Origin of the sequence: Rhodococcus ruber (assembly GCF_016804345.1) — a bacterium.
Taxonomy (GTDB): Bacteria; Actinomycetota; Actinomycetes; order Mycobacteriales; family Mycobacteriaceae; genus Rhodococcus; species Rhodococcus ruber.
On the sequence record NZ_CP044211.1, the window covers coordinates 469,509 to 493,529 of the forward strand.

General features: G+C 70.6%; 22 protein-coding genes and 1 tRNA gene. 8 read left to right on the forward strand and 15 right to left on the reverse strand.

The features are described from left to right. Positions 1-172 precede the first annotated feature (172 nt). A complete protein-coding gene (locus F1734_RS02185; protein ID WP_010595463.1) occupies positions 173-853 on the reverse strand; it encodes a hypothetical protein in 681 nt (226 codons plus the stop codon). 186 nt (positions 854-1,039) lie between these two features. Here F1734_RS02185 and F1734_RS02190 point away from each other — a divergent pair, with 186 nt between their 5' ends. Next, on the forward strand, positions 1,040-2,332 hold the full coding sequence (locus tag F1734_RS02190) for a lipase family protein (RefSeq protein WP_017682274.1): 1,293 nt from the start codon (positions 1,040-1,042) through the stop codon (positions 2,330-2,332). 92 nt (positions 2,333-2,424) lie between these two features. Here the strand turns inward: F1734_RS02190 and F1734_RS02195 are convergent, their stop codons facing one another. Beyond that, positions 2,425-4,368 carry an acyl-CoA dehydrogenase family protein gene (locus tag F1734_RS02195; protein ID WP_040273126.1) on the reverse strand — a complete coding sequence of 648 codons (1,944 nt, stop codon included), beginning with the start codon at positions 4,366-4,368 and terminating at the stop codon, positions 2,425-2,427. 237 nt (positions 4,369-4,605) lie between these two features. Here F1734_RS02195 and F1734_RS02200 point away from each other — a divergent pair, with 237 nt between their 5' ends. After that, positions 4,606-4,773, forward strand: coding sequence for a hypothetical protein (locus F1734_RS02200; RefSeq protein ID WP_172603563.1), 168 nt, complete (start codon positions 4,606-4,608; stop codon positions 4,771-4,773). 12 nt (positions 4,774-4,785) lie between these two features. On the opposite strand, the gene F1734_RS02205 is transcribed toward F1734_RS02200, so the two are convergent. Then, on the reverse strand, positions 4,786-5,658 hold the full coding sequence (locus F1734_RS02205; RefSeq protein ID WP_238424082.1) for an alginate biosynthesis protein AlgP: 873 nt from the start codon (positions 5,656-5,658) through the stop codon (positions 4,786-4,788). 89 nt (positions 5,659-5,747) lie between these two features. Here F1734_RS02205 and F1734_RS02210 point away from each other — a divergent pair, with 89 nt between their 5' ends. Both F1734_RS02210 and F1734_RS02215 read left to right on the forward strand, forming a co-directional pair. After that, entirely contained in the window at positions 5,748-6,275 is a 528-nt protein-coding gene (locus F1734_RS02210) for a peptidylprolyl isomerase (protein ID WP_017682271.1), read from the forward strand. 12 nt (positions 6,276-6,287) lie between these two features. Further along, positions 6,288-7,214, forward strand: a complete 927-nt coding sequence (locus tag F1734_RS02215; RefSeq protein ID WP_026138121.1) for a rhomboid family intramembrane serine protease — start codon at positions 6,288-6,290, stop codon at positions 7,212-7,214. Here the strand turns inward: F1734_RS02215 and F1734_RS02220 are convergent. Together F1734_RS02220 and crgA are read right to left on the reverse strand one after the other, a co-directional pair. Beyond that, positions 7,199-7,651, reverse strand: coding sequence for a PH domain-containing protein (locus F1734_RS02220; RefSeq protein ID WP_010595469.1), 453 nt, complete (start codon positions 7,649-7,651; stop codon positions 7,199-7,201). The two genes, F1734_RS02215 and F1734_RS02220, sit on opposite strands and share 16 nt — an antisense overlap. Before the next feature lie 66 nt (positions 7,652-7,717). Beyond that, positions 7,718-7,981 (reverse strand): cell division protein CrgA, encoded by a 264-nt coding sequence (gene crgA / locus F1734_RS02225; RefSeq protein ID WP_003936616.1) that lies wholly within the window; start codon positions 7,979-7,981, stop codon positions 7,718-7,720. A gap of 129 nt (positions 7,982-8,110) precedes the next feature. On the opposite strand from crgA, the gene F1734_RS02230 reads away from it, so the two are divergent. Continuing rightward, positions 8,111-8,836: a DUF881 domain-containing protein gene (locus F1734_RS02230; protein WP_010595470.1), complete on the forward strand. Its 726-nt coding sequence runs from the start codon at positions 8,111-8,113 to the stop codon at positions 8,834-8,836. 20 nt (positions 8,837-8,856) lie between these two features. Beyond that, on the forward strand, positions 8,857-9,513 hold the full coding sequence (locus F1734_RS02235) for an aminodeoxychorismate/anthranilate synthase component II (RefSeq protein WP_010595471.1): 657 nt from the start codon (positions 8,857-8,859) through the stop codon (positions 9,511-9,513). 28 nt (positions 9,514-9,541) lie between these two features. Here F1734_RS02235 and pknB read toward each other — a convergent pair whose 3' ends face one another. The 7 genes from pknB to F1734_RS02270 form a co-directional block, all read right to left on the reverse strand. Next, positions 9,542-11,455 (reverse strand): Stk1 family PASTA domain-containing Ser/Thr kinase, encoded by a 1,914-nt coding sequence (gene pknB / locus F1734_RS02240; RefSeq protein WP_010595472.1) that lies wholly within the window; start codon positions 11,453-11,455, stop codon positions 9,542-9,544. After that, on the reverse strand, positions 11,452-12,978 hold the full coding sequence (locus F1734_RS02245) for a serine/threonine-protein kinase (protein ID WP_048771170.1): 1,527 nt from the start codon (positions 12,976-12,978) through the stop codon (positions 11,452-11,454). Before F1734_RS02245 ends, pknB begins: the two co-directional genes overlap by 4 nt. A gap of 2 nt (positions 12,979-12,980) precedes the next feature. Then, on the reverse strand, positions 12,981-14,465 hold the full coding sequence (locus tag F1734_RS02250; RefSeq protein ID WP_010595475.1) for a peptidoglycan D,D-transpeptidase FtsI family protein: 1,485 nt from the start codon (positions 14,463-14,465) through the stop codon (positions 12,981-12,983). Next, positions 14,462-15,913 carry an FtsW/RodA/SpoVE family cell cycle protein gene (locus F1734_RS02255; protein WP_026137848.1) on the reverse strand — a complete coding sequence of 484 codons (1,452 nt, stop codon included), beginning with the start codon at positions 15,911-15,913 and terminating at the stop codon, positions 14,462-14,464. The genes F1734_RS02250 and F1734_RS02255 overlap by 4 nt, the downstream gene beginning before the upstream one ends. Beyond that, the gene (locus F1734_RS02260) at positions 15,913-17,346 is read right to left on the reverse strand and encodes a PP2C family protein-serine/threonine phosphatase (protein WP_026137849.1); all 1,434 of its coding nucleotides are present in this window, start codon (positions 17,344-17,346) and stop codon (positions 15,913-15,915) included. The genes F1734_RS02255 and F1734_RS02260 overlap by 1 nt, the downstream gene beginning before the upstream one ends. Next, positions 17,343-17,807: an FHA domain-containing protein FhaB/FipA gene (locus tag F1734_RS02265; RefSeq protein WP_010595478.1), complete on the reverse strand. Its 465-nt coding sequence runs from the start codon at positions 17,805-17,807 to the stop codon at positions 17,343-17,345. The genes F1734_RS02260 and F1734_RS02265 overlap by 4 nt, the downstream gene beginning before the upstream one ends. Before the next feature lie 160 nt (positions 17,808-17,967). Beyond that, positions 17,968-19,299, reverse strand: coding sequence for an FhaA domain-containing protein (locus F1734_RS02270; RefSeq protein WP_161572316.1), 1,332 nt, complete (start codon positions 19,297-19,299; stop codon positions 17,968-17,970). Positions 19,300-19,437: 138 nt separating this feature from the next. On the opposite strand from F1734_RS02270, the gene F1734_RS02275 reads away from it, so the two are divergent. Continuing rightward, positions 19,438-19,523: transfer RNA gene (locus F1734_RS02275), tRNA-Leu, on the forward strand. Between the two features lie 66 nt (positions 19,524-19,589). Here F1734_RS02275 and F1734_RS02280 read toward each other — a convergent pair. The 3 genes from F1734_RS02280 to F1734_RS02290 form a co-directional block, all read right to left on the reverse strand. After that, positions 19,590-19,922 carry a hypothetical protein gene (locus F1734_RS02280; protein ID WP_010595480.1) on the reverse strand — a complete coding sequence of 111 codons (333 nt, stop codon included), beginning with the start codon at positions 19,920-19,922 and terminating at the stop codon, positions 19,590-19,592. 483 nt (positions 19,923-20,405) lie between these two features. After that, the gene (locus F1734_RS02285; RefSeq protein ID WP_010595481.1) at positions 20,406-22,052 is read right to left on the reverse strand and encodes an acetolactate synthase; all 1,647 of its coding nucleotides are present in this window, start codon (positions 22,050-22,052) and stop codon (positions 20,406-20,408) included. A gap of 138 nt (positions 22,053-22,190) precedes the next feature. Further along, positions 22,191-23,219, reverse strand: a complete 1,029-nt coding sequence (locus tag F1734_RS02290; RefSeq protein WP_203011312.1) for an FAD-dependent monooxygenase — start codon at positions 23,217-23,219, stop codon at positions 22,191-22,193. Positions 23,220-23,274: 55 nt separating this feature from the next. On the opposite strand from F1734_RS02290, the gene F1734_RS02295 reads away from it, so the two are divergent. Next, positions 23,275-23,826 carry a TetR/AcrR family transcriptional regulator gene (locus tag F1734_RS02295; protein ID WP_010595483.1) on the forward strand — a complete coding sequence of 184 codons (552 nt, stop codon included), beginning with the start codon at positions 23,275-23,277 and terminating at the stop codon, positions 23,824-23,826. Positions 23,827-24,021: the final 195 nt, after the last annotated feature.

Below are 24,021 nucleotides of genomic sequence, written 5' to 3' on the forward strand. Positions count from 1 at the left end.
TCTTGCTACCGACTCGGCCACGGCCGGGGAAGCCGCGCCGTAGCATCGCGCGGGATCTTGCAGGGACCACTAGGATTCGCGCGTGAGATCAGCACCGCCCGTGCGCACCCAGGGTCTCGAGGCTGCGGCAGTTGCGGACGGATGCTCTCGCATCCGGCGGGGGTGGCACCTGTCAGGTTCTCGGCCGGATCGTCCGCCGGGGCGGGAACGCCTGCCGGGCGTGGGTCAGCAGGAACAGGCTGATCACGGCCACCCAGGCCGGGAAGACCAGGGTGAGCCACAGCGCCTCGGTCACCGCGAACAGCAGGACGAGAGCGAGTAGGTAGGTGGGGGCGACCAGCCATCGGGGCATCAGCCCGGTGCGCATCCAGATGGTGGCCAGCGAGATCATGAAGACCGCGGCCATCCGGATCGAGTAGACGTTGCTGATCTGCAGGATCAGCGCGTGCGCGAAGGCGGCCGACTCCTGGGCAGGGACGGCCGCCGCCTGGTCCGCCAGGAGCAGACCGCCGGCACTGGCCATCGTGACGAGGATGAGCGCCAGGAACAACAGGCCGCTGCCGACGAAGACCGTCGAGAAGAACTGGTCCTCGAGGTCGCCCAGCCGGTGCCGGAGCGCACCGATGAACCACAGGAACGCGATGCAGGCGAACTGGGACAGCATCAGTGCGACGGTGAGCCGTGAGCGGCCGGCGTCCAGCCACTCGGTCGTGCCGAAGGGGTCCGCCGGGATCGCCTGACGGATCAGGACGATGCTCGTCGTGAACAGGACCGCGAACACGATCCCGACGGCGGCGGCGGCGTGCGGGGTGGTCAGCCGGTGCAGGTGCGGTTCGCTGCGCTCCGCGGTCATGCCCGGATTGTCTCCGACCAGCGGCGATGCGGGGGCACAAACGACGGATCGCGACCTCGTGTGCGGGTCACAAGATGCGAAATGCGCACTTACGCGCCGGTAAGTTAGCTGTTACAGTGCGTACCGCTTGTGTCGTCCGACACACGGACATCGACCTGTGAAGGGACCGTGGGGATGGGGATGGGGATGGGGATGGGGCGCGCCCGACGATGGGTCGGCGCCGCGGCGACGGCCGCGGCGCTGACGGGAACGATGCTCGCGGCGCCGGCGACGGCGGGCGCGGACGCGAACTTCTACGATCCTCCGCTCGACCTGGCCGGCGCCTCCGGCGCCGTACTCCGCAGCGGACCGTCCGACCTCGCCGTCCGCGTCCCGACGCCGCAGGGCGTGTTCCCGGCACAGGGCACCCGGCTGCTCTACCGCAGCCTCGATGCGAACGGCGACCCCAACGCCGTCGGCGGCACCTACCTCGAGCCGTCGCTGCCCTGGAACGGTCCCGGTCCGCGGCCGCTCGTCGCGATCGCGCCGGGCACCCAGGGCCAAGGCGACCAGTGTGCGCCGTCCAAGCAGCTGAACTCGCTCGTGTCCTACACCCCGCCGCTCGACCTGTTCACCGAGTACGAACTGCTGTCGATCAACACCATGCTGCTGCAGGGCATCGCCGTCGTCGTCACCGATTACGACGGTCTCGGGACGCCGGGCCACCACACCTACGTCAACCGCCTCGCGGAGGCGCACGCGGTGCTCGATGCGGTCCGGGCGGCCCAGAGCCTGCCCGCCGCGTCCGTCACCCCCGACGGGCCGGTCGGCCTGTGGGGGTACTCCCAGGGCGGGGGTGCCGTGTCGGCGGCCGCCGAACTGCAGCCGACCTACGCACCCGAGTTGAACCTGGTGGGCGTCTACGCCGGTGCGCCGCCCGCGGACCTCGAGGCCACGCTGAACCAGGTCGACGGAACGGCACTGACCGGCGTGATCGGCTACACGATCAACGGCCTGGGCGAGGCCTACCCCGAGCTCCGGGATCTCATCGACGCCGAGATCAACGACCGGGGACGCGAGATGCTGCAGTCGGTGGCGAACCAGTGCGCCCCGGAGACGATCTTCCGCTACGGCTTCCAGCGCACGAACGACTACACCCGCACGGGCGAGCCGCTGAGCGTGGTCGTCGACCGGTTGCCGGAGGCGAAGGAAGCCATCGCCGCGCAGCGGATCGGACGCCTGCAGCCGTCGGTGCCGGTACTCGTGCAGCACGGAACGATGGACGACATCGTGCCCTACGGCCAGGGTCACCGGCTCGCGACGGACTGGTGCGCCCTCGGCGCCACTGTCCAGTTCTCCACGAACACCACCCCGCCGATCCTGCCGGGCCTGGCCGTCAATCACGCGCTGCCGCTGGTCGCGGGCATGCCCGAAGCGGTCGCCTACCTGAACGACCGGTTCGCCGGGCGGCCCGCACCGTCCAACTGCGGCGCCTTCTGACCGACGGCCGCGTGGGATCCGCGGACAGGACGGTCAGCCGCGACAGCGATTGCTGTCGCGGCTGACCAGGGCGCGCGCGGCCGGCGGCCCGTTCACACCACCGGATGGTCGGCGCCGAGGAATCTGCGGGCGAGGTTCTGCTCCACCGACGGCCCGGGCGACCATTCGGCGATCCACGGGCCCGTGCCCTCGCTGGGATCGATCACGCCCTTTTCCAGCCAGGTGTAGCGGCCGTCGAGGACGTCGGCCGTGAGCTGCCGGTCGGCATCGTCGGTGTGCGTCCACAACGCGGCGAACAGCGAGTCCACGCGGAGCTTCGCCTGGAGGCAGAAGACGTCGGCGAGTTCGTAGGCCGCATCCGTCTCGGGGTGACCGTCGGTGTGGTACATCTGCGCCCGTACGCAACTTGCCGACATGGCGAACAGTTCCGCGCCGATGTCGACGAGCCGCCCCAGGAAATTCTGCCGCTTCTCCAGACCACCCTGCCACCGGGCCATGCCGTAGAACGTGGACCGAGCGAGCTTGCGTGAACACCGCTCCACGTAGCGCAGATGGTGTGCCACGGGACCGAATTCGCCGTAGGAGGTGGGCAGCTGGCCCTTGCCCGCCACCAACTGGGGCAGCCACTTGGCGTAGAAGCCGCTCGCCTTGGCGGCGGCCCGGGCCTTCGTGTCCAGAGTGGCTTTCGGATCGGCCAGCTCACCCGCCACCCGCAGGTGGGCATCCACGGCTTCGCGGGCGACGAAGAGCCGCATGATCTCGCTCGAGCCCTCGAAGATCCGGTTGATCCGCAGGTCCCGCAGGAGCTGCTCGGCGGGCACCATCCGCTCCCCCCGGGCCGCGAGCGACGCCGCCGTCTCGTAGCCGCGTCCCCCTCGGATCTGCATCAACTCGTCGGCGATCTCGCAGGCCACCTCGCTCGACCACAGCTTGGCCAGAGCCGCCTCGATGCGGATGTCGTTGCGGTCCTCGTCGCACATCTGGCCGGTCAGTTCCACCACGGCTTCGAGGGCGAACGTGGTGGCCGCGATGTATCCGATCTTGCCGGCAATCGCATCGTGCCGACCCACCGGGCGACCCCACTGGACACGGGCGCCGGACCATTCCCGGGCGATCTTGAGCGCCCACTTGCCGGCACCGGCGCACATCGACGGGATCGCGAGCCGGCCGGCGTTGAGGGTGGTCAGGGCGATCTTCAGGCCGTCACCCTCGCGGCCGATGAGATTCTCCTTCGGCACCCGCACCTTGTACAGCCGGGTGAGGCCGTTCTCGATCCCCTTCAGGCCCAGGAACGAGTTGCGGCGTTCGACGGTGATGCCCGGGGTGTTCGCCTCGACGACGAACGCCGAGATGCCGCCGCGGTGGCCCTCGCTGCGCGGCACCCGCGCCATCACCACCAGCAGTTCGGCGACCACTCCGTTGGTGGTCCACAGCTTCACGCCGTCGAGTTCGTACGCGTCGCCGTTCTCCACCGGCACCGCCGTCGAGGCGAGACGGGCGGGATCGGAACCCACGTCGGGCTCGGTCAGCAGGAAGGCCGAAATCGCCCCCCGCGCACACCGCGGGAGGAAAGCGCGCTTCTGTTCGGGTGTCCCGGCCAGCTTCAAGGGTTCGGGCACTCCGATGGACTGATGCGCCGACAACAGGACGCCGAGGCTCGGGTGGGCGCTGGCCACGAGCATCAGCGCGCGGTTGTAGGCCACCTGCGACAGTCCCAGGCCGCCGTACTCCTGGGAGATCTTCATGCCGAAGCAGCCGAGCTCGGCCAATCCGGCGACGTATTCGTCAGGAATCCGGGCCTCGCGCTCGATGCGGCTGCCGTCCACACCCTCGCAGAAGCGGCGAAGCTCTGCCAGGAACCCTTCGGTCCGGGCCTCCTCGTCGGGGGTGGGCCGCGGGAACGGATGGATGAGGTCGAGGGTCAGACGCCCGAGAAACAACTCCTTTGCGAACGACGGCTTGTGCCAGCTGGTCTCGCGGGACTCCTCTGCGAGAGCGCGCGACTGTTCCTCGCTGGCGTGTATCTGCTGTGCCATGTGATGCCTCCCCGATAGGACTGCTACCGGCGAGTATCCACCCGTTTTGTGACGTGCATCACGATATTCGCCGGATCGGTACCGGCGAGTAACCCGAGGGTGTGCGACAGATCACGGAGCGGCGCGGTGGCCGTCCCGACAGGCACCCCGTGCGGGTCCGTACGCTGGAGTGGTCACCGACGACGCACCCGAGCACCTCCACCTTCCCGCCTACGCGGACCACCGCTGGAGGCCGACATGGAATTCCTTGCGTCCGTACCTGTCGTACTACTGCTGACAGTCCTGATCTACGTTGTCGCCGGCCGGATCGTCGATCTGGAACTACGCGTCACCGAACGACAACTGCTCGAAGAAGGGCAGGCCGCGCGCGACGCGACCTGCCCCGGATCCGATTCCGTCCCGTGATCCCGGCGGACCTCAGTCCTGCTTCTTCGGTCCCCCGGCAGGACCACTCGGCGGCTGCGGCTTCGCGGAGGTTCCCTTGCCACCGGCAGCCGCGTTCTTCGGCTCGGGGGCCGGCTTGCGAGCCGGTTCCTCCTTGGCCGCATGCTTTCCGGTCGGGGCCGCATCGGCCGTGCCCTTCGGTGCCGCGTCTGTGCTCTTCGGCGCCGTGCCGGCCGCCGGCGTGGGCTTCGGTGCCGGCGTGGGCTTCGGAGCCACCGCCTCGGGCGTCGCGGCCGGTTCGGGCTTCGCCTTTGCCGGTGACGCCGGCTTCGGTGTGGCGGCGTCGGTCTTCGGCGCTTCGGTCTTCGGTGCGTCGGTCTTCGGTGCGGCGGCTTCGGGCGTCGCAGCCGGCTGGGGCGTCGTCTTCGGTGTTTCCGCCGGCTTCGGGGCGGGCGCTTCGGTCTTCGGTGCTTCGGTCTTCGGGGCGACGGCCTCGGGCGCTGCGACCGACACGGGCGGAACCGACTCGATCCGCGGCGGCTCCGGAGCGACGGGCGGGTGATCCCCGAGCCGGCTGCGGTAGAACACCACTCCACCCGCGGCGACGACGCCGAGCGCACCGACCGTCACCAGGAGCCTGCGGCCCCGGCCCCGGGAACCGGACTCGATCGTCGCTGCGGCCTGTGCGCGGCGGCACTCCCGGTTTCCAGCCATGTTCCGGGCGACGTCGAGACCCTTCCGGGCGACGAACAGTCCGGTGACAAGCGGCCCCCGCGCCAGGGCCGTCGCGCCTTGACCTGCCAGCTTCAGGTAGCCGCCGGCCCCCTTGGATTCCTTCGGGGGGCACACGAGTTCGCTTCCGGTGCCGGACCCGCTCTTGGTTCTGGACTCGCTCACACTCGTCATGTACCCACTTTTGCACAGCGAAACCTCACTCCTGGGGTATGAGAGACGGACCGCTCCGGTGTCGCGGACCCGGATGGCACGATGGAGGAGTGACTTCACCTCAAAAGACTGCAACCGCGACTCTGCACACCAACCGCGGCGACATCGTGATCGAGCTCTTCGGCAACCATGCCCCGAAGACCGTCGAGAACTTCGTCGGCCTCGCGAACGGCACCAAGGAGTACAAGACCGAGAACGCCAAGGGCGAGACCAGCGGCCCGTTCTACGACGGTGCGGTCTTCCACCGCGTCATCGACGGCTTCATGATCCAGGGCGGCGACCCGACCGGCACCGGCCGCGGCGGCCCGGGTTACCAGTTCGGCGACGAGTTCCACCCCGAGCTGCAGTTCGACCGCGGCTACCTGCTCGCGATGGCCAACGCCGGACCGGGCACCAACGGTTCGCAGTTCTTCATCACCGTCGGACCGACCCCGCACCTGAACCGGCGCCACACGATCTTCGGTGAGGTCACCGACGACGCGTCGAGGAAGGTCGTCGACGCGATCGCCACGACGGCGACGGACCGTGCGGACCGTCCGGTCGAGCCGGTCGTCATCGACAGCATCACCATTTCCTGAGAGAGACCGAACATGACGAACCCCGGCTGGGGCCACGCGGCCGGCGGGGGCGGCCACCCGCCCCAGCCGCGGTGCGTCCGGCATCCCGATCGCCCGACCCTGCTCTCGTGCAGCCGATGCGGACGACCGGCCTGCCCCGACTGCCTGCGGTCCGCCGCGGTGGGTCAGCAGTGCGTCGATTGCGTCGCGGCCGCTCGACGTGATGTCCCGCAGGCCCGCACCGTCGCGGGCGCGCCCGTCCGGTCGCAGGCGAACACCCCGCTCGTGACGTACATCCTGATCGCGCTGAACACCGCAATCTTCGCGATCACCGCGGCCCAGTCCGGCAGCGTGATGAACAACGAGCGCTCGTCGAGCCTGTTCTTCGAGTGGGCGCTGTGGCCGCCGATGATCGCCGCTCGCGACGAGTACATCCGGGTGCTGGGCAGCGGATTCCTGCACTTCGGGGTGCTGCACCTCGCGGTCAACATGTTCGCGCTGTACGTGATCGGACGGGACACCGAACTCGTCCTCGGCCGGCTCCGGTACCTGGCCGTCTACCTCGTGTCGATCCTCGGCGGATCCGCGGCAGTGATGCTGCTCGAGACCGGCGCCGTCACTGCCGGCGCCTCCGGCGCCGTGTTCGGCCTGCTGGGAGCGCAGGCGGTGATCCTGATGCGGCTGCGGCGCAGCCCCGCGCCGGTGCTGGCGATCGTCGTCCTCAACGTCGTCATCAGCATCACCATCCCCGGCATCTCCCTGTGGGGACACCTCGGCGGCCTGGCCGCGGGTGCGGCGGCGACGGCGGCACTGTTGTTCGCCCCGCGCGCACTGGGCGCGGGCGACGACCGCGCCCGCTTCGTCCGGACGGGATGGCTCGCGCTGGGGGGCGTCACGGTGGTCACCGTGCTGGTCCTCGCCCTGGCCGTCCTGCGCCTGCGGGCTCAGCTCGGCGTCTGATCCGGCGCCAGTCCCCGCACCGCGAGTGCGTCGTACACCGTGCGGGGATCGGTACCCAGGTCCCAGCGCCCGAAGATGAGCAGTTGCTCGTCGCCCTGGGTGTCGCGCACGTCGATCTCCAGCATGGGGACCCGCCGGCCGAGCCGCGGATACGCGACGATCCGTACCCGCGTCAGGGCTGCGCGGGGCAGCTCGCGTCGTCCCGTCAGGCGGGTGACGGCCAGTCCGGCGCCTTCGGGAAGCACCTCGAGCCGCGGGCGCTGCCGGGCCGCGAGTGCCGCGACGACGAGTGCGACCGCGGCCGCGAGCCCGACGAGGGTGCGGCCGGCAGGATCGGGAGTCGTCGCCGCGGCCACCGCGAGCACGACGCCGCCCACCGCCAGCGCGACGATCGCGAGCGGGGGCGTGGACCAGCGCAGGGGTTGTTCACCGGACACGGGGAGCTTTCCCCAGTTCGTCCACAGGTTTGTCCACAGGTGGGGATGAACTACACTCCTGTAACCTCACCGCCACCTCATGGTCATGATCAGGCCGACGATCATGAACCCGAAACCGATGAGGAAGTTGTACGCGCCGAGGTCGTTCATCCACGAGATCTGCTCGGCCGCGAGGTAGTAGACCACCAGCCAGGCCAGGCCGATCAGCATGAAGCCGAGCATCACCGCGACGTACCAGGTGCTCGACGGTCCCGCCTTCACCTTCACGGGGGTGCGGCTCACCGGGTTGATCGTGTAGTCGGTCTTCTTCCGGACCTTCGACTTGGGCATGACGTCCTCGTTCGTGCGGTACCGCGCGGGGCGGACAGGTAGGTTGGGCAGCTACCTGGCGTGTACTACCAGTGCGTGTACTACCAGTGTGAGTACACGCTAACGCAGAATCCGGAACGGAGGGTCCACGTGTCGGACGGCCGGGCCCGCGCGCTCGGGTGGACTGCCGCCGCGCTGGCCGTGTGCCTGCTCGCCGGTTTGCTGCTCGGCACCACCCGCGGGGTCTCCGACGGCGAGGAACTGCGCGTGAGCGACTCCGCGCGGCTGTCCGACCTCGTGCGGGCAGCGCAGGCCAAGTCGGACGAGCTCGCCGCCACCCGCGACGACCTCGCGGGACGCGTCACCGAGTTGCAGGCGCAGGCCGCGGCCACCGACGACGACGTCGCCGCGGTGCTCGCCGACACCGTCGCTCTCGAGGATCCGGCCGGCCTGACCGCACGGCGTGGCCCCGGGGTCACCGTGAGCCTCACCGATGCGCCGCGCGGCGCCGACGGCAGGTATCCGACGGATGCGTCGCCCGACGATCTCGTGGTGCACCAGCAGGACGTGCAGAGCGTGCTCAACGCGATGTGGGCCGGCGGGGCCGAGGCGATCGCGATGCAGGATCAGCGGCTCGTGGCGACGTCGGCACCGCGCTGCATCGGCAACACCCTGTTGCTGCACGGCCGTACCTACTCTCCGCCGTACGTGATCACCGCGCTGGGCGACCCGGCGCGACTCGAGGCCGCCCTGGCGGCCGAGCCGGGCATCCGCGTGTACAAGCAGTACGCGGCGCGCTACGGGCTGGGCTACACGCAGCAGTCGTCGGAGTCGTTGTCGGTACCGGCCTACACGGGCGGAGCAACGCTGCGTTGACGGGTCGGTACCCTTTCCGCATGCGCATCCTCGTCGTCGACAACTACGACAGCTTCGTCTTCAATCTCGTGCAGTACCTGGGGCAGCTCGGGACGCGGGCCGAAGTCTGGCGCAACGACGACGAGCGACTCACCGGTGCCGCGGACCGGATCGCGGCCGAGTTCGACGGCATCCTCCTGAGCCCCGGGCCGGGCACGCCGCAGCGCGCCGGTGCGAGCATGGACCTCGTGCGGGCCTGCGCCGACGCGGGCACGCCGCTGCTCGGGGTCTGCCTCGGCCATCAGGCGATCGGTGCCGCCTTCGGTGCGACCGTGGACCGGGCCCCCGAGCTGCTGCACGGCAAGACCAGCTCGGTCTGGCACGACGGCACCGGTGTGCTGGCCGGCCTGCCGGATCCGTTCACCGCGACGCGCTACCACTCGCTCACGGTGCTGCCCAACACGCTGCCGGACGAGCTCGTCCCCACCGGATTCACCGAGAGCGGCATCGTCATGGCCCTCCGGCATCGCGAGCTGCCCATCCACGGCGTCCAGTTCCACCCGGAATCGGTCCTCACGCAGGGCGGCCACCGGATGCTCGCGAACTGGCTCGGCGTGTGCGGCGAGGCGCCGGACGAACAGCTGGTCGCCCGTCTCGAGGCGGAAGTGGCTCAGGCGCTCGCCGGGGGCGTCGCCTGAGCCGTCCGCACGGCACCCGAGCCGCAGCTCAGCGGATACCCAGCACGCCCACACCCACGGTGAGGGTCTCCGACTTGGAGATCTCCGACCCCGGCGGCTGCTGCTGGGCGATGACCTTACCCACCAGCTCCGGGTCGAGGGTGGCCTCGCGGTTCTGCACGAGCTGGGCCGGCGAGCCCGTCCAGCCGGCCGCCCGCAGTTCCGCCAGTGCCTCGGACACCGTCCTGTTCGTCAACGCGGGCATCTCGATGCGGTTGCCGTTGGACACCTGGATGGTGACCGTGTCGCCCTCCGTCGCGCTGGTGCCGCCCGCCGGGCTGCTCGACACCACCGTCCCGGCCGGCTGGCTCGAGTCGATCTCGTCGACCACGACGGTGAAACCGGCGGCCTCGATGTTGTCGCGCGCCACCTCGGTGGCCTGACCCACGACGTTGGGCACGCGGATCTGCTCGGGTCCGCTGCCGAGCGTCACCCGCACCGCGCTGTCGCGGTCGGCGTCGGCTCCCGGAGCGGGGCTCTGGTCGACGACGGTGTCGCGTTCGGCCGACGACGACGGTGCGCGGGCCACGTTCGGATCGAGGCGCAGTCCGGCGTCGGTCAGGGCCTGCAGCGCCTCCTGCTGGTTCATGCCCGCCAGCCGCGGGATCTGCACCTGTTCGGGGCCGCTCGAGACCTCGAGGGTGACGGTGCTGCCCTCCTCGGCCTGGACTCCGGCGACCGGCCGGGTGTTGACGACGTTCCCGGAGGCGACCACGGCGTCGGGTTTCATCTGCACCGAGACCTCGAACCCGGCATCCTGCAGCCTGCTCTCCGCGATCTCCGCGGCAAGGTTGCGCACGTCGGGGACGGGGATCTGCGCGGCGCTCGATCCCGGGCCCGACGTCCACAGGAACACCCCGACGATGCCGACGATCACGACCGCCGCCAGGCCCAGCAGGGTGTTGCGCAGGACCCGGGAGCGCTGAGGCGTCGCCACGGTCCCGCCGGCAGCGGCTCCGGCGGGACCGCGGTCCGCGCCGTTGCGGGGTGTCCCGGCACCGTCGACGGCCCCGAGGATGGTGGTGCGGTCCTCGTCGGTCATCACCATCGGTGCGCTGGGCTTCTGGCCGCTCAGCACGCGGATCAGGTCGCTGCGCATCTCGGCGGCACTCTGGTACCGGTTGGCGGGGTTCTTCGCCATCGCCTTGAGGATCACCGAGTCCAGCTCCGGCGGGACGGCGGAGTTCACCGACGACGGCAGCGGCGGGTCCTCGCGGACGTGCTGGTACGCGACGGCCACGGGGGAATCACCCTGGAACGGCGGCTTGCCGGTGAGGATCTCGAACAGGACGCAGCCGACCGAGTACACGTCGGAACGGGCGTCCACCTGCTCGCCGCGGGCCTGTTCCGGCGACAGGTACTGGGCGGTGCCGATCACCGCGGCGGTCTGCGTCATCGGGCTCGCGGCGTCGGAGATGGCCCGGGCGATGCCGAAGTCCATCACCTTCACCGCGCCGGAACGGGTGATCATGACGTTGGCGGGTTTGACGTCGCGGTGGACGATCATGTTGCGGTGGCTGAAGTCGAGGGCGGCGCACACGTCCGCCACGACCTCCATGGCCCGCTTCGGGGTCATCGGCCCCTGGGAGCGCACGATGTCGCGCAGCGTGTCGCCCTCGACGAACTCCATGACGATGTACGGCAGCGGGCCGGACTCGGTCTCCGCCTCACCGGTGTCGTACACGGCGACGATCGCCGGATGGTTCAACGCCGCGGCGTTCTGGGCTTCGCGGCGGAACCGGAGATAGAACGTGGGGTCGCGGGCGAGATCGGCGCGCAGCACCTTGATCGCCACGTCGCGGTCGAGCCGCAGATCCCGGGCCAGGTGTACCTCCGACATGCCACCGAAGCCGAGGATCTCACCCAATTCGTAGCGGGAAGAGAGCTTGCGGGGTGTGGTCATGACTGTCCTCGGGTGACTGGCTCGAGCGGGGTGAACGGGTTGTCGATGGCTCCGGGTTCGAGACCGCCGTCACCGTCGTCCGGCAGGGAGACGGTGGTCGTGGTCGTCTCGGCCGTCGTCGTGGTGGCGGCTGTCGTCGTGGTGGCGGCCGTGGTGGTGGTGGGCGCCGTGGTGGTGGTCGGCGCCTCCGTCGTCGTCGTCGGCGGCGGGGTGGTCGTCGTCGGCTCGGGGGTGGTCGTGGGTGCCTGCGTCGTGGTCGGGGGCGCCGTCGTCGTCGGCTCCACCGTCGTGGTGGTGGTCCGCGGCGGCCGCGTGGTCGTCGTCGTGGCACGGGTGGTGGTCGTCGGTGCCTGCGTGGTCGTGGACCGTGCGGGGCCCGCGTCCCCGGAATTGTCGCCGCCCAGCAGCACCAGCGCCAGCGCAACGAGTGCGAGCGCCACGGCCGCCCCGGCCGCCCAGGCGATGGCCTTCGGGCTCGGTGAGCGTTTGTCGCCGGACGGGGCGGGGCCGGTGGGTGGCTGGTCCCCGCCGTTCGCGAACGCCGGGGCGTAGTACGGCCGCGACGGCGGCGGCGGCGGGGTCGGACCGAGCGCGCGGGTCGCAGCCGGGGACGTCGTGCCCGGCACCCCCGGCGGCAGGATCCGCGTGGCACCGGTGACCGGCGGCACGTTGCCCGGCGGCGGCACCGATCGCCCGGAACGCACCGCGGCGACGGCGTCGGCGAACTCGCCGCCACTCGTGTACCGGTGCGCGGGGTCCTTCGTCATGGCGATCTCGATGAGCTCACGCACCCCCGCCGGCAGGTCGGTGGGCAGCGGAGCGGGGGTCTCCTGCACGTGCTTCATCGCGACGGTGACGACGCTGTCGCCGAGGAACGGCCGCCGGCCGGCGAGGGCCTCGTATCCGACGACGCCGAGCGAATACACGTCGCTTGCCGACGTCGCCTCCTGGCCGAGGGCCTGCTCGGGGGCGATGTACTGGGCGGTGCCCATGACCATCCCGGTGCGCGTCACCGGTGACGCGTCGACGGCCTTGGCGATGCCGAAGTCGGTGATCTTGACCTGGCCGGTGGGGGTGATGAGGATGTTCCCGGGCTTGACGTCGCGGTGCACGACTCCGGCGTCGTGCGCCGCCTGCAGCGCCCGGCCGGTCTGTTCGAGCATGTCCAGGGTGTGCGGCAGCGACAGGCGGCCCACCCGGGCGAGCACGGCATTGAGGGGTTCGCCGTGCACCAGTTCCATCACCAGGTACGCAATGGACTGTCCCTCGGCGTCGGTGGTCTCGCCGTAGTCGAACACGCCCGCGATGCCGGGGTGGTTGAGCTGGGCGGTGGTGCGCGCCTCGAACCGGAATCGGGTCAGGAAGTCCGCGTCGCCGGAGAGTTCGGCCTTGAGGACCTTCACCGCCACCCGGCGGTCGAGGCGGGTGTCGAGCCCTTCCCACACCTGTCCCATGCCACCGGTGGCGATGAGCCGTTGCAGCCGGTAACGGTCGGCGATCATGGCGCCGCTGTGCAAAGCCATAATCAGCCTCTCTGCATTCCCGCCGCGATCACGGCACGTCCGATCGGCGCGGCAACCGAGCCTCCCGTGGCGGCGAGAGCGCGATCGCCGCCGTCCTCCACGATGACCGCCACGGCAACAGTGGGCTGCTGGGCAGGCGCAAAGGCGATATACCACGTGTGCGGGGGAGTGTTACGGGGATCGTCGCCGTGCTCGGCGGTGCCGGTCTTCGACGCGATCTGGACCCCCGGAATCTTGCCCTCGCCGCCGGAGAAGTTCTCGGATCCGATCATCAGGTCGGTCAGGGTGGCCGCGACCTGCGGTGACATGGCCTGCCCGGCCGAGACCGGTGAGGTCTCCGCCAGCACCGACAGGTCCGGCGACTGCAGCTGGGACACCAGGTGCGGCTGCATCCGGACGCCGCCGTTGGCGATGGTGGCGGCGATCACGGCGTTCTGCAGCGGGGTGAGTGCGACGTCACGCTGGCCGATGCTGGACTGGCCCAGCGCGGCGCCGTCGGGGATCGGCCCGATCGTGCTCGCCGCGACGGGGACGGGGATCTCCACGGACTCCCCGACACCGAGGGCCTCCGCCTGCTCGGCGAGGGCCTCCTTGCCGGTCTCGATGCCCATCTCGACGAAGGCGGTGTTGCAGGAGCGGGCGAAGGCTTCGCGCAGGGAGGCCGTAGGGCCGCCACCGCACGTCGCGCCGCCGTAGTTCTCCAGGGTGGTCGCGGTGTCGGGCAGCGTGATGTTGGGCGCGGCGGTGAACTGGTCGTCGGGGGTGGTGCCCGCAGCGAGGGCCGCGGCGGTCACCACGACCTTGAAGGTCGAGCCCGGCGGGTAGGTCTGCGAGATGGCGCGATTGAGCATCGGTTTGTCGGGGTCGGCGTTGAGTTCCTCCCACGCCTGCGAGGTGGCGGCGCCGTCGTGGCCGGAGAGCCGGTTGGGGTCGTAGCTCGGGGTGCTCACCATCGCCAGGATGCGACCGGTGCTGGGCTCGATGGCGACGACCGAGCCGGTGTAGCCCTTGGCGGTGAGTTCGTCGTACGCCACCTGCTGCATGACAGGGTCGATGGTGGTGACCACGTTGCCGCCGCGAGGATCCCGTCCGGAGACCAGATCGAAGAAGCGCCGGCCGAACAGCCGGTTGTCGGACCCGTTGAGCACCTCGTCCTCGGTGCGCTCGAGCCCGGTGCTGCCGTACTGCATCGAGTAGAACCCGGTCACCGGTGCGTAGGCGAGCGGACTCATCGGCTGCTCGGGGGCGGCCGGGTACGTGCGCAGGTACTTGTAGCGGCTGTCGGTGGGGACCGACACCGCCAGGACCTGTCCGCTCGCGGAGATCTGGCCGCGCTGACGCGAGTACTCGTCGATGAGCACCCGCGAGTTGCGCGGGTCGGTGCGCAGGTCGTCGGCTTTGATGACCTGGACGTAGGTGGCGTTGGCAAGCAGCGCGACGACCATGAACATCACCGCCATCGCGACTTTGCGGAGCGGTGTGTTCATCCGCGCCCCAGCATTTCCGTCGGCGCGTCCGCGATCGGTGGCGGTGCCTTCTTGCGTGGGGCGGCGGGCTCGCGGGCCGCGTTGGAGATCTTCACCAGCAGCGCCAGCAGGAGGTAGTTCGCCAGCAGCGACGAGCCGCCGTAGGACATGAACGGTGTGGTGAGACCGGTGAGCGGGATCAGCTTGGTGACGCCGCCGACGACGACGAACAACTGGATCGCGATGGTGAACGACAGTCCGGCGGCCAGCAGCTTGCCGAAACTGTCGCGGACGGCGAGCGCGGTGCGCAATCCCCGCGTGATGAGGATCAGGAAGAGGACGAGAATGGCGCTGAGGCCGATGAGCCCGAGTTCCTCACCGATCGTGGCGACGATGAAGTCGGTCTTGGCGAACGGCACCTGCGCGGGACGTCCGCTGCCGAGCCCGGTGCCGGCGACGCCCCCGGTGGCGAGACCGAACAACGACTGCGAGATCTGGTAGCCGGTGTTGTTGTAGTCGGCCAGCGGGTCGAGCCAGGTCTCCACGCGCACCCGCACGTGCCCGAACATCTGGTACGCGAAGTAGAAGCCGACGACGAGCAGGGCGCCCCCGACGAGCAGCCAGCCCACCCGTTCGGTCGCGATGTACAGCATCACCAGCACCGTGCCGAACAGCAGCAGCGACGTGCCGAGGTCCTTCTCGAACACCATGACGCCGATCGAGAGGATCCACGCCGCGAGGATCGGGCCCAGGTCGCGGGCGCGGGGGAAGTCCATGCCGAGCACGTGTTTGCCGGCGGTGGTGAACAGGTCGCGCTTGGCCACCAGCACGGACGCGAAGAAGATGATGAGCAGGATCTTGGCGAACTCGCCGGGCTGGATGCTGAATCCGGGCAGCTTGATCCAGATCTTGGCGCCGTTGACCTCGGAGAAGCGGGACGGCAGCAGGGCCGGGACGGCGAGCGCGACGAGACCGATCAGGCCCAGGGTGTAGCTGAACCGGGCGAGGAGCCGGTAGTCGTGCAGCAGCGCCAGCACCGCGACGAAGCCGGCGATGGCGAGCGCCGTCCACAGCACCTGCTGGTTGGCGTCGGGGGAGGGGATCGGCTGACCGAGGTAGCGCGCGTTCTCCTCGTCGGCGAGGTCGAGTCGGTGGATCAGGACCAGTCCCAGGCCGTTGAGCAGCGCGACGATCGGCAGCAGCAGCGGGTCGGCGTAGGGCGCGAACCGGCGCACCGCCAGGTGCGCGGCGAGGAACAGCACCGCGTACGTCAGCCCGTACTTGGCCAGGTCCATGGTCAGGGTCTGTTCCTGGCTGGCTTCGACCAGCATCAGCGACACCGTGGTGATCGCGATGGCGGCGACGATGAGCAGCAGCTCCGTGTTCCGCCGCGTGGACACGGCGGGAGCCGGGGCGAAGCCTCCGGGGGGACTGGGGAAGGAGGCTCCGGGTGCGTGGGACACCGACATCAGGCGCCCACCCGGCAGTTCTGGCCCGGCACCTGCGGGACCGTCGGCTCGGGCGCCGGGGCCGGGGCGGTTGTCTCGGCGGGGGGTGCGGGTTCCGACGCGGGAGCGGCCGTCGGGGCCGGCGCGGGAGCCGGTGGGGGCGCCGGCGCCGGTGCGGGCTCGGGAGCCGGCTGTTCCTCGACGCACACCGGGAGCAGGTCGTTCTCCGCGAGCCGGTTCATCTGCGTGCGCGCGTCGTCGAGAGACCCCGACGGCAGGCCCGCCCGCACCTGTTCGCGGGCCGCCGGCTGCAGATCGTCGACCAGCATGACGCGGCAGTCCGCCTCCTGCGGGGAGGTCAGGGTCAAGGTTCCGTCGTCCGCGAGACAGCCGACGAGGGACTGTTCCTGCAGGGAGTAGCCGAGGACGCTGCCGGGCACGCCGCGCAGCACCGTGACGCGGCCGTCGTCGTCGCCGACGTAGTAGTAGCTGCGGATCATCGTCCGGCCCACGGCCGCACCCGCGACGAGCAGCCCGAGCACCACGATCGAGACGAGCGGCCACCACATCCGGCTGCGTCTGCGCGCGGGCTCGGGATCCTTCTGCGCGACGACACGCTTGGGCGTGGCGCGCGGCGGACGCATCGCGGCGGCGCGGCCCGCGGCGGTGTTCGGCGGCGGGGTGTCCTCGTCGTCCCCCGACGCGGCGCCGGCGACGATCGGATGGCTCTGGCCGTAGTCGAGATCGATGACGTCGGCGACGACGACGGTGACGTTGTCGGGGCCGCCGCTGCGCAGGGCGAGTTCGATGAGCCGATCGGCGCACTCGTCGTGCGTGCCTTCGCTCATGGTGTCGGCGATGGTCTCGTCGCTGACGACGTCGGACAGGCCGTCGGAGCAGATGAGGTAGCGGTCGCCGGCGCGTGCCTCGCGCACGGTGAGGGTCGGTTCGACCTCGCTGCCGGTGAGGGCACGCATGATGAGCGAGCGCTGTGGGTGGCTGTGCGCCTGCTCGGGCGTGATGCGCCCCTCGTCGACGAGGGACTGCACGAAGGTGTCGTCGCGGGTGATCTGGGTCAGCTGGCCGTCGCGCAGCAGGTAGGCGCGCGAATCGCCGATGTGGGCGAGGCCGAGTTTGCTGCCGGCGAAGAGGATGGCGGTGAGCGTGGTGCCCATGCCGTCGAGTTCGGGTTCCTCCTCGACCTGATCCGCGATGGCGGCGTTGCCCTCGCGCACGGCGGCGGCGAGCTTGCCGAGCAGGTCCCCGCCGGGTTCGTCGTCGTCGAGGTGGGCGAGCGCCGCGATCATCAGCTGCGAGGCGACTTCGCCGGCGGCGTGACCGCCCATGCCGTCGGCGAGGGCGAGCAGGCGGGCCCCCGCGTACACGGAATCTTCGTTGTTGGAACGAACCAGGCCACGGTCGCTCCGGGCGGCGTATCGCAGTACAAGGGTCACGGGCGGAGCTCGATCACGGTCTTCCCGACCCGGACAGGAGTGCCCAGGGGTACGCGGACGGCGGTGGTGACCTTGGCGCGGTCCAGATACGTGCCGTTGGTCGAGCCCAGATCCTCGACGTACCAGTCCGACCCGCGGGGCGACAGGCGGGCGTGCCGGGTGGAGGCGTAGTCGTCGGTGAGGACGAGGGTCGAGTCGTCGGCCCGGCCGATCAGGACCGGTTGGGAACCGAGCGTGATGCGGGTGCCTGCGAGCGCGCCCTGGGTCACCACCAGGTACTTCGCCGACTTGCCCCGGCCCAGCGACGGCAGCACCGACTGGTTGCGCGGCGAGTAGCGCGGGACCGGACGTGCGGCACCGGCGTAGATGTCCGACCGCAGCGTGCGCAGGATCGCCCAGATGAACAACCACAGCAGGAGCAGGAACCCCGCCCGGGTCAGCTGCAGAATCAGCCCCTGCACGGCTCGCCCTCCTTCTGCGTATCGGCCCGGTGCGGTGTCGTCCGGTGCGCTGCGGTCACCCACAATACGGACCCCGGGCGACGAGACGCATCGTCCGGCGCGTTGCCGACGCGTCGGATGGGTCTCGGGCCGGTTCCGATCGGGTCTCGGTCCTCGGCGCTCAGAGAATGCGCACCAGGATCTCCGAGTGACCCGCCCGGATCACGTCGCCGTCGGCGAGCTGCCAGTCCTGCACGGATGCACCGTTGACGGTGGTGCCGTTGGTCGAGCCGAGATCCGAGAGCATGGCCACCTGCCCGTCCCAGCGGATGTCGATGTGGCGGCGGGAGACGCCGGTGTCCGGCAGCCGGAACTGGGCGTCCTGCCCACGTCCGACGATGTTGCTGCCCTCCCGGAGCTGGTAGTAGCGTCCGCTGCCGTCCTCGAGCTGGAGCGTCGCGGTCAGCACCCGGCCGGCCTGCGGGGGCTGGTACGCGCCGGCACCGTAGCCCTGGTCTGCGTACCCCTGCTCGGGGTAGCCCTGCTGGCCGTAACCCGGATCCGCATACCCCTGGTCGGGGTAGCTCTGTCCGGCATAGCCCTGCTGGCCGTACCCCTGATCCGGGTAGCCCTGGTCGTAACCACCGGGCTGGGCGTATCCGCCCTGGTAGCGGTCGTCGCCGTAGGCCTGCTGGGACGGGTACTGCGGGGAGTAGTCGCGCCCGTAGTCCTGGCTGTACGCCTGTCCGGAGTAGCCGCCGTAACCCCGGTCTTCGCCGTAGCCCCGCTCCTCGTGCCCGCCGGGCGCGCCGTAGCCCTGCTGGTCGTATCCGCCGGCGTCGTAGCCGCCCTGCTCACCGCCGTACGGTGCCTGCGCGGAGGGATACGCCCCGCCGTTCCGCTGGCCCTGCTGGTAGCGCTGATCCTGGCCTACGTGCGCGTGACCGTTCCGCGCGTACTGCGGCTCGGCGCTCTCGGCGGGGTCACGGCTTGGGTCGTAGCCTGGGTTCTGCGTCATCGAGCCAACTCCTGGGTCGGGGGTCACGGTTGAACGGTGGTGCGGTGTCCGTGAGGCCGGGGCGCGCCCGACGTCGGGGTCGACCGACCCGTGCGTGCGGAACTGCCCGGTGTGCAGCGCCGCCGACGACTCGAATCCGACCTGGATCTGACCGTAGGTCTGCCACCCCTGCTCGCGGATGAAGTCCTCAAGGTGACGCGCGAACGCCTTCACCGTCAAGTCCCGATCCGCGGCGAGGGCTTCGTGATCGGATTCGCTGATCGTGATCACGTACCGGTTGGGAGCCAGCGTGTGGCCCCGGTCGAGCTGCTGGACGCCGTCCGTGGCCTCGCGTTGGAGCGCGGCCTCCACTTCCTGCGGAACGACGCCGCCACCGAAGACGCGCGCGAACACGTCGCTGACGGCAGCCTGCAGCTTGCGTTCGAATCGCTGCGCGATACCCACGGCGACCCCCTTTCCGGTCTGCGTGTCGCAATGCAGAGCTCGCTTCTGCATGGTATCGACTTTTCGTCCGATCCGGCCCGGTGGAAGGGGCGCCCCTGCCGCCGCGGTCCGGCGCATCGCCCGGAAAGGGCCTCTGCGCAGGCGAATCGTTGTTCGCCGAGGGGGTGTGTTACTGTTTTCCAGTCGCTCGGGCGAGTGGCGGAATGGCAGACGCGCTGGCTTCAGGTGCCAGTGTCCTTCGGGACGTGGGGGTTCAAGTCCCCCTTCGCCCACCACATCGGGCCCCCGATCCTTGCGGATCGGGGGCCCGAGTCGTTCTCCGGTCGCTCGGTGCGTTCGGTTCAGGAGCCGGCCGTCGCGAAGCGCGTCCGCAGGTTCGCAATCATGCAGTGCAGCTCCCGCTGGGTCTCGCGCAACTTCCGGACCTCCGCCTCGTACCGCTGTGCTGCGGCGACGGAGCCGCTGCCGCGTTCGATCCGCGCGCAGGTCTCGGCGGTGGCGAGTGCCGCGGTGACGCTGTCGTTCTCGCGATGGAGGATGCCGAGGAACACCTGTCCCTGGTGGACGTCGGCGACGGTGTGCTCGTCGGCGGTGGCCGCGAGATCCGTGAGGCTCGTCGCGCCGTGGGGCGAGGACGGGGTTGTCGTGCGATGTGCAGTGCGGGTCGTGCTCATGGCGAGCAGTCTGGCATCCCCGGACGGATTACATGCAGGATGCATGGTCTGTTGTGCCCGATTCGGGACGTTTTCCCAGTCGGTTGAGTGTTCAACAAGTCGCCACGTGACGGACGTCTCTGCGCAACCGCTTCGGGCGGTGGTTCCCGCTGGGGAACAGGGTCAAACCCCCTGTGACTCACTTCACGGAACTTTTGTTTCCGTACCCTAACAACTGCCTGTTACCCTTTCGATACCGCTGACCGCAGCTGATTTACTCGCTGCGGTCAGTTGTTATTTGTGGGGTTGTCACGTTCCCGTGGGACGGGGATGTCGACTGACCCGCGAGACGCCCCGCAGCCTGCCGTGAGCCGAGCGGGAGGACCTCGCGGCGTCGGCCGAGTGGGTTCGACGACAACCTCCCGCTGGACGCGGAATCCGCCCGCTCACCGCCGTTGTGGACAACCCCGAAGTTGTCCACAGCCCGGCAGGTTTCGCCGGCGCTCAGATTCCGGTGGTCCCCCGCGGGTACGCCGCTGTGACGTCCGTCAGCACGTTCACCAGGTACGGCACCCCGGACGCGAACGCCCGGTCCAGGGCCGGGCCGAGTTCCCGCGGATCCGTCACCAGCTCGCCGCCCGCCCCGAGCGCCGTCGCCACCAGGTCGTACCGCGTGCCCGGCGCCAGGTCGGCGGCCACGTCGTAGCCGTACAGCAGCTGCATCGGACCCTTCTCCAGCCCCCACGCCGAGTTGTTCCCCACCACGATCACCACGGGAAGTTCGTGCCGCACCAGGGTGTCGAGGTCCATCAGGGACAGCCCGGCCGCGCCGTCGCCGAGCAACAGCACCACCTGACTCGCCGGCCGTGCCACGCGCGCCGCGACGGCCGCGCCGAGCCCGGCGCCGAGGCATCCGTACGGCCCGGGATCGAGCCACTGGCCGGGCCGTCTCGGTTCGACGAACTTGCCCGCGAACGACACGAAGTCGCCGCCGTCGCCGATGATCACGGCGTCGTCGGCCAGTCGCGGCAGCAGTTCCCCGTAGATCCGGGCCGGGTGGATCGGGTCGGTGTCGGCGGCCAGGAGGGCGGCGTCGCGCTGGGCCGCGGCCGTCGCCTCCTCGCGCAGGCGTCGCACCCAGGTCTCCGTGTCCGGACGTGAGGGCAGCGCCGAGAGGATGCCGTCGAGGCAGGCCGTGAGATCGCCGGACACCGAGGCGGCGAGTTCGGCGTGTGCCGACACCTGCGCCGGTTCGTCGGCCACGTGCACCACCCGGGCCGCGGGTGCGCCGTCGCGTCCACCGAACCGGCCGTAGCCGAGGCGGAAGTCCAGCGGCGTGCCCACGACGATCGCCAGATCGCAGGTCCCTACCGCGGTGCCGCGAGCCTTGGTGACGAGCAGCGGGTGTCCACCGGGGACCACGCCGCGGCCCATGCCGTTGGTGATCACCGGGATCCCGACCTCGTCGACGAATCGCAGCGCCGCTTCCTCGGCGTGATCGGCCCACACGTCGGTGCCCAGCACGAGCAGCGGCCGCTGCGCCCCGGCGAGCAGGGTGGCGATCTCCGCCTGTGAGTCCGTGTCGGGCTCGAGCCGGACCGCGACCGGCGGCGACGGCAGCGGCAGCGTGGCACGTCCGAACAGTTCGTCCATCGGCACGTCCACGAATGCCGGCCCCCGGTGCGACGCGCGGGCCGCCCTGAACGCCTCGTCGACCAGCGGACCCACACGGTCCAGCGTCTTCGCCGTCTCGGACAGCTTGGTGACGGTGGACAGCAGCGGCGGCTGGTCGAGTTCCTGCAGGCTGCCCGTGCCCCAGCGGGCGTTGGGTGCGCGGCCGCCGAGCACGACCAGCGGTGACCCCGCGAAGTACGCCTGGGTGACGGCACTGACACCGTTCGTCACCCCGGGCCCGGCGGTGAGCACGGCCAGCCCGGGATGCCGGAGGAGCTTGCCCGTGGCCTCCGCGGCGAACACCGCGGTCTGCTCGTGCCGCACGTCGATCAGCCGCATGCGTGCCGCGCCCTTGACCGCGGCGTCGTACAGCGGGAACACGTGCGCGCCGGAGAGGGTGAACATCGTCTCGACACCGTGGGCGCGGGCCACCGCGGCGGCGTGGTCGCCGCCGTGCCCCTCGAGGTCCGGGCTCATGGCGCGAAGGGTACGGGTGCGGGCAGTGCCGTGGGGCGGGTTCGGTGAACTCTGCCCGAGCCGGCCGTCCGCACCGGACCGGGAGGATTCTCCGAAAAGTATTGTGTCACAAAGCGATATCGGAATGTCGGTGGACTGTCACGCCCGTTGCGGCGCGAGCCGCAGCACCGCGTCGCGCAGGGCTGTCCCGCGTTCGGCCGTCGCCACCCGGCTCGCCGCGTACGACGCCCGCACGAGGAGCCGGGTGGTCCGACGCCGCGCCCGGTCGTAGCGGCCGAGCGCTTCGGGCACCTCGAACCGGGCGAGCAGCCCCGCGAGGGTGGCCGCGTCGGCGATCGCCTCGCAGGCGCCGCGGCCGAGGTTGGGCGTCATGGCGTGGGCGGCGTCGCCGAGCAGCGCGACGTTGCCGCGCACGTACGACGGCAACGGCGGGGACTGGTAGATCTCGTGGTGGAGCACGGTTGCGGGGTCGAGGCGGTCGAGTACGTCGCGCACGGCCGGATGCCAGTCGCCGAACCGGGCGACGAGGTCGTCGGCGCCGCCGGTGGTGCCGACGGGCGCGCGGACCGCGGCGAACCAGTTGACCAGGCCGCCCTCGCGGGGAGTGATCCCGAAGAGTGCGCCCGCGCCCCATGTTTCGGTCGCGGTGTCCACGGTGCCGTCGACCCAGCCGCGCCAGGCCGCGAGGCCTGCGTGGACGGGCCGGTGGCCCGGGCCGAAGAGGGCGTCGCGGGTCGGGCTGCCCAGACCGTCCGCGCCGATCACGACGTCGTAGGCGCCGAGCTCGGTCAGTGGCGGGGCGGCCCGGCCGAGCCGCAGCACCTCGTCGGGCAGGCCCGCGGCGAGCAGGCCCAGCAGCGCCGGCCGCGAGAGCAGTACGGCGGGCCGCCGGGTGCGCATCCGCGCCAGCGGACGTCCGTCGGGCCGCACGATCGCGCCGCGGTCCAGGGCGACGCCGAGTCGCTCGACGGCGCCGGCGAGCCCGGCCGAGGCGAGAGCGTCGAGCGCGGCCGGCCACATCCCGAGCGCTGTTCCGGTCGCCGGCAACGCGGGGGAACGCTCGAAGACGTCGACGTGCCAGCCCCGCCGGACGAGTGCGTTCGCTGCGGTGAGCCCACCGATTCCGCCGCCGAGGACCGCGGCCTTGCCGCTGTTGCTCCTGGTCATGACGACAATCTACTACGTATGTAGTGTCTTGTCACTACTGTTGTAGTGTCGAGAGGTGACCGACAAACGCGCCGCGGTGCTCGACGCCGCGATCGAACTGCTCGGCCGGGAGGGGTTGCGCGGGCTCACCCATCGCGGCGTGGACGCGGCCGCCGGCGTGCCGGCCGGTTCCACGTCGAACTACTTCCGCACGCGCCGGGCTCTGCTCGAGGGCGTCCTCGACCGTCTCGTCGAGCGCGACCGGTCCGACATCGCCGTCCTGGGGGGCGGAAACCTCCCGCGCACCGAGGACGAACTCGTCGACGTGCTCGCGGGGTACGTGATGTTCGCGACAGGTCCCGATGCGCTGCGTACCCGGGCCCGGTTCGCACTGTTCGTCGAGGCCAGCGCCTCCCCGGCGCTGCGACGGTCCGTGCAGCGCCGGCGCGACGAACTGCAGGGCACGGGGCTCACGGTGCTCGCCGCTCTCGGCTCCGCGGATCCGGTCGGCGGGGCACGCATGCTCGCCGACCACCTCGACGGGATGATCCTGCACCGTCTGACCTCGGAGGATGCGGACTCCGACCCGCGCGAGGACCTTCGCCGGCTGGTGCGCGCGCTGCGGTGACGCGGAGCGCCGCGTGGTCGTACGTCAACCGCGTGTTAACGGTCGGTCACCGGGCCGTTAGGGATGGATAGGATAGCCTTGGTTGCGTCGTCCCCAGGCGGCTGACATATCGTTGTACGCAACACGGTGGACACACGACGTCCAAGCCGACCGGGAGATCCGGCCCGAGCTGCCGAAAAGGGCACCCGCATCGTC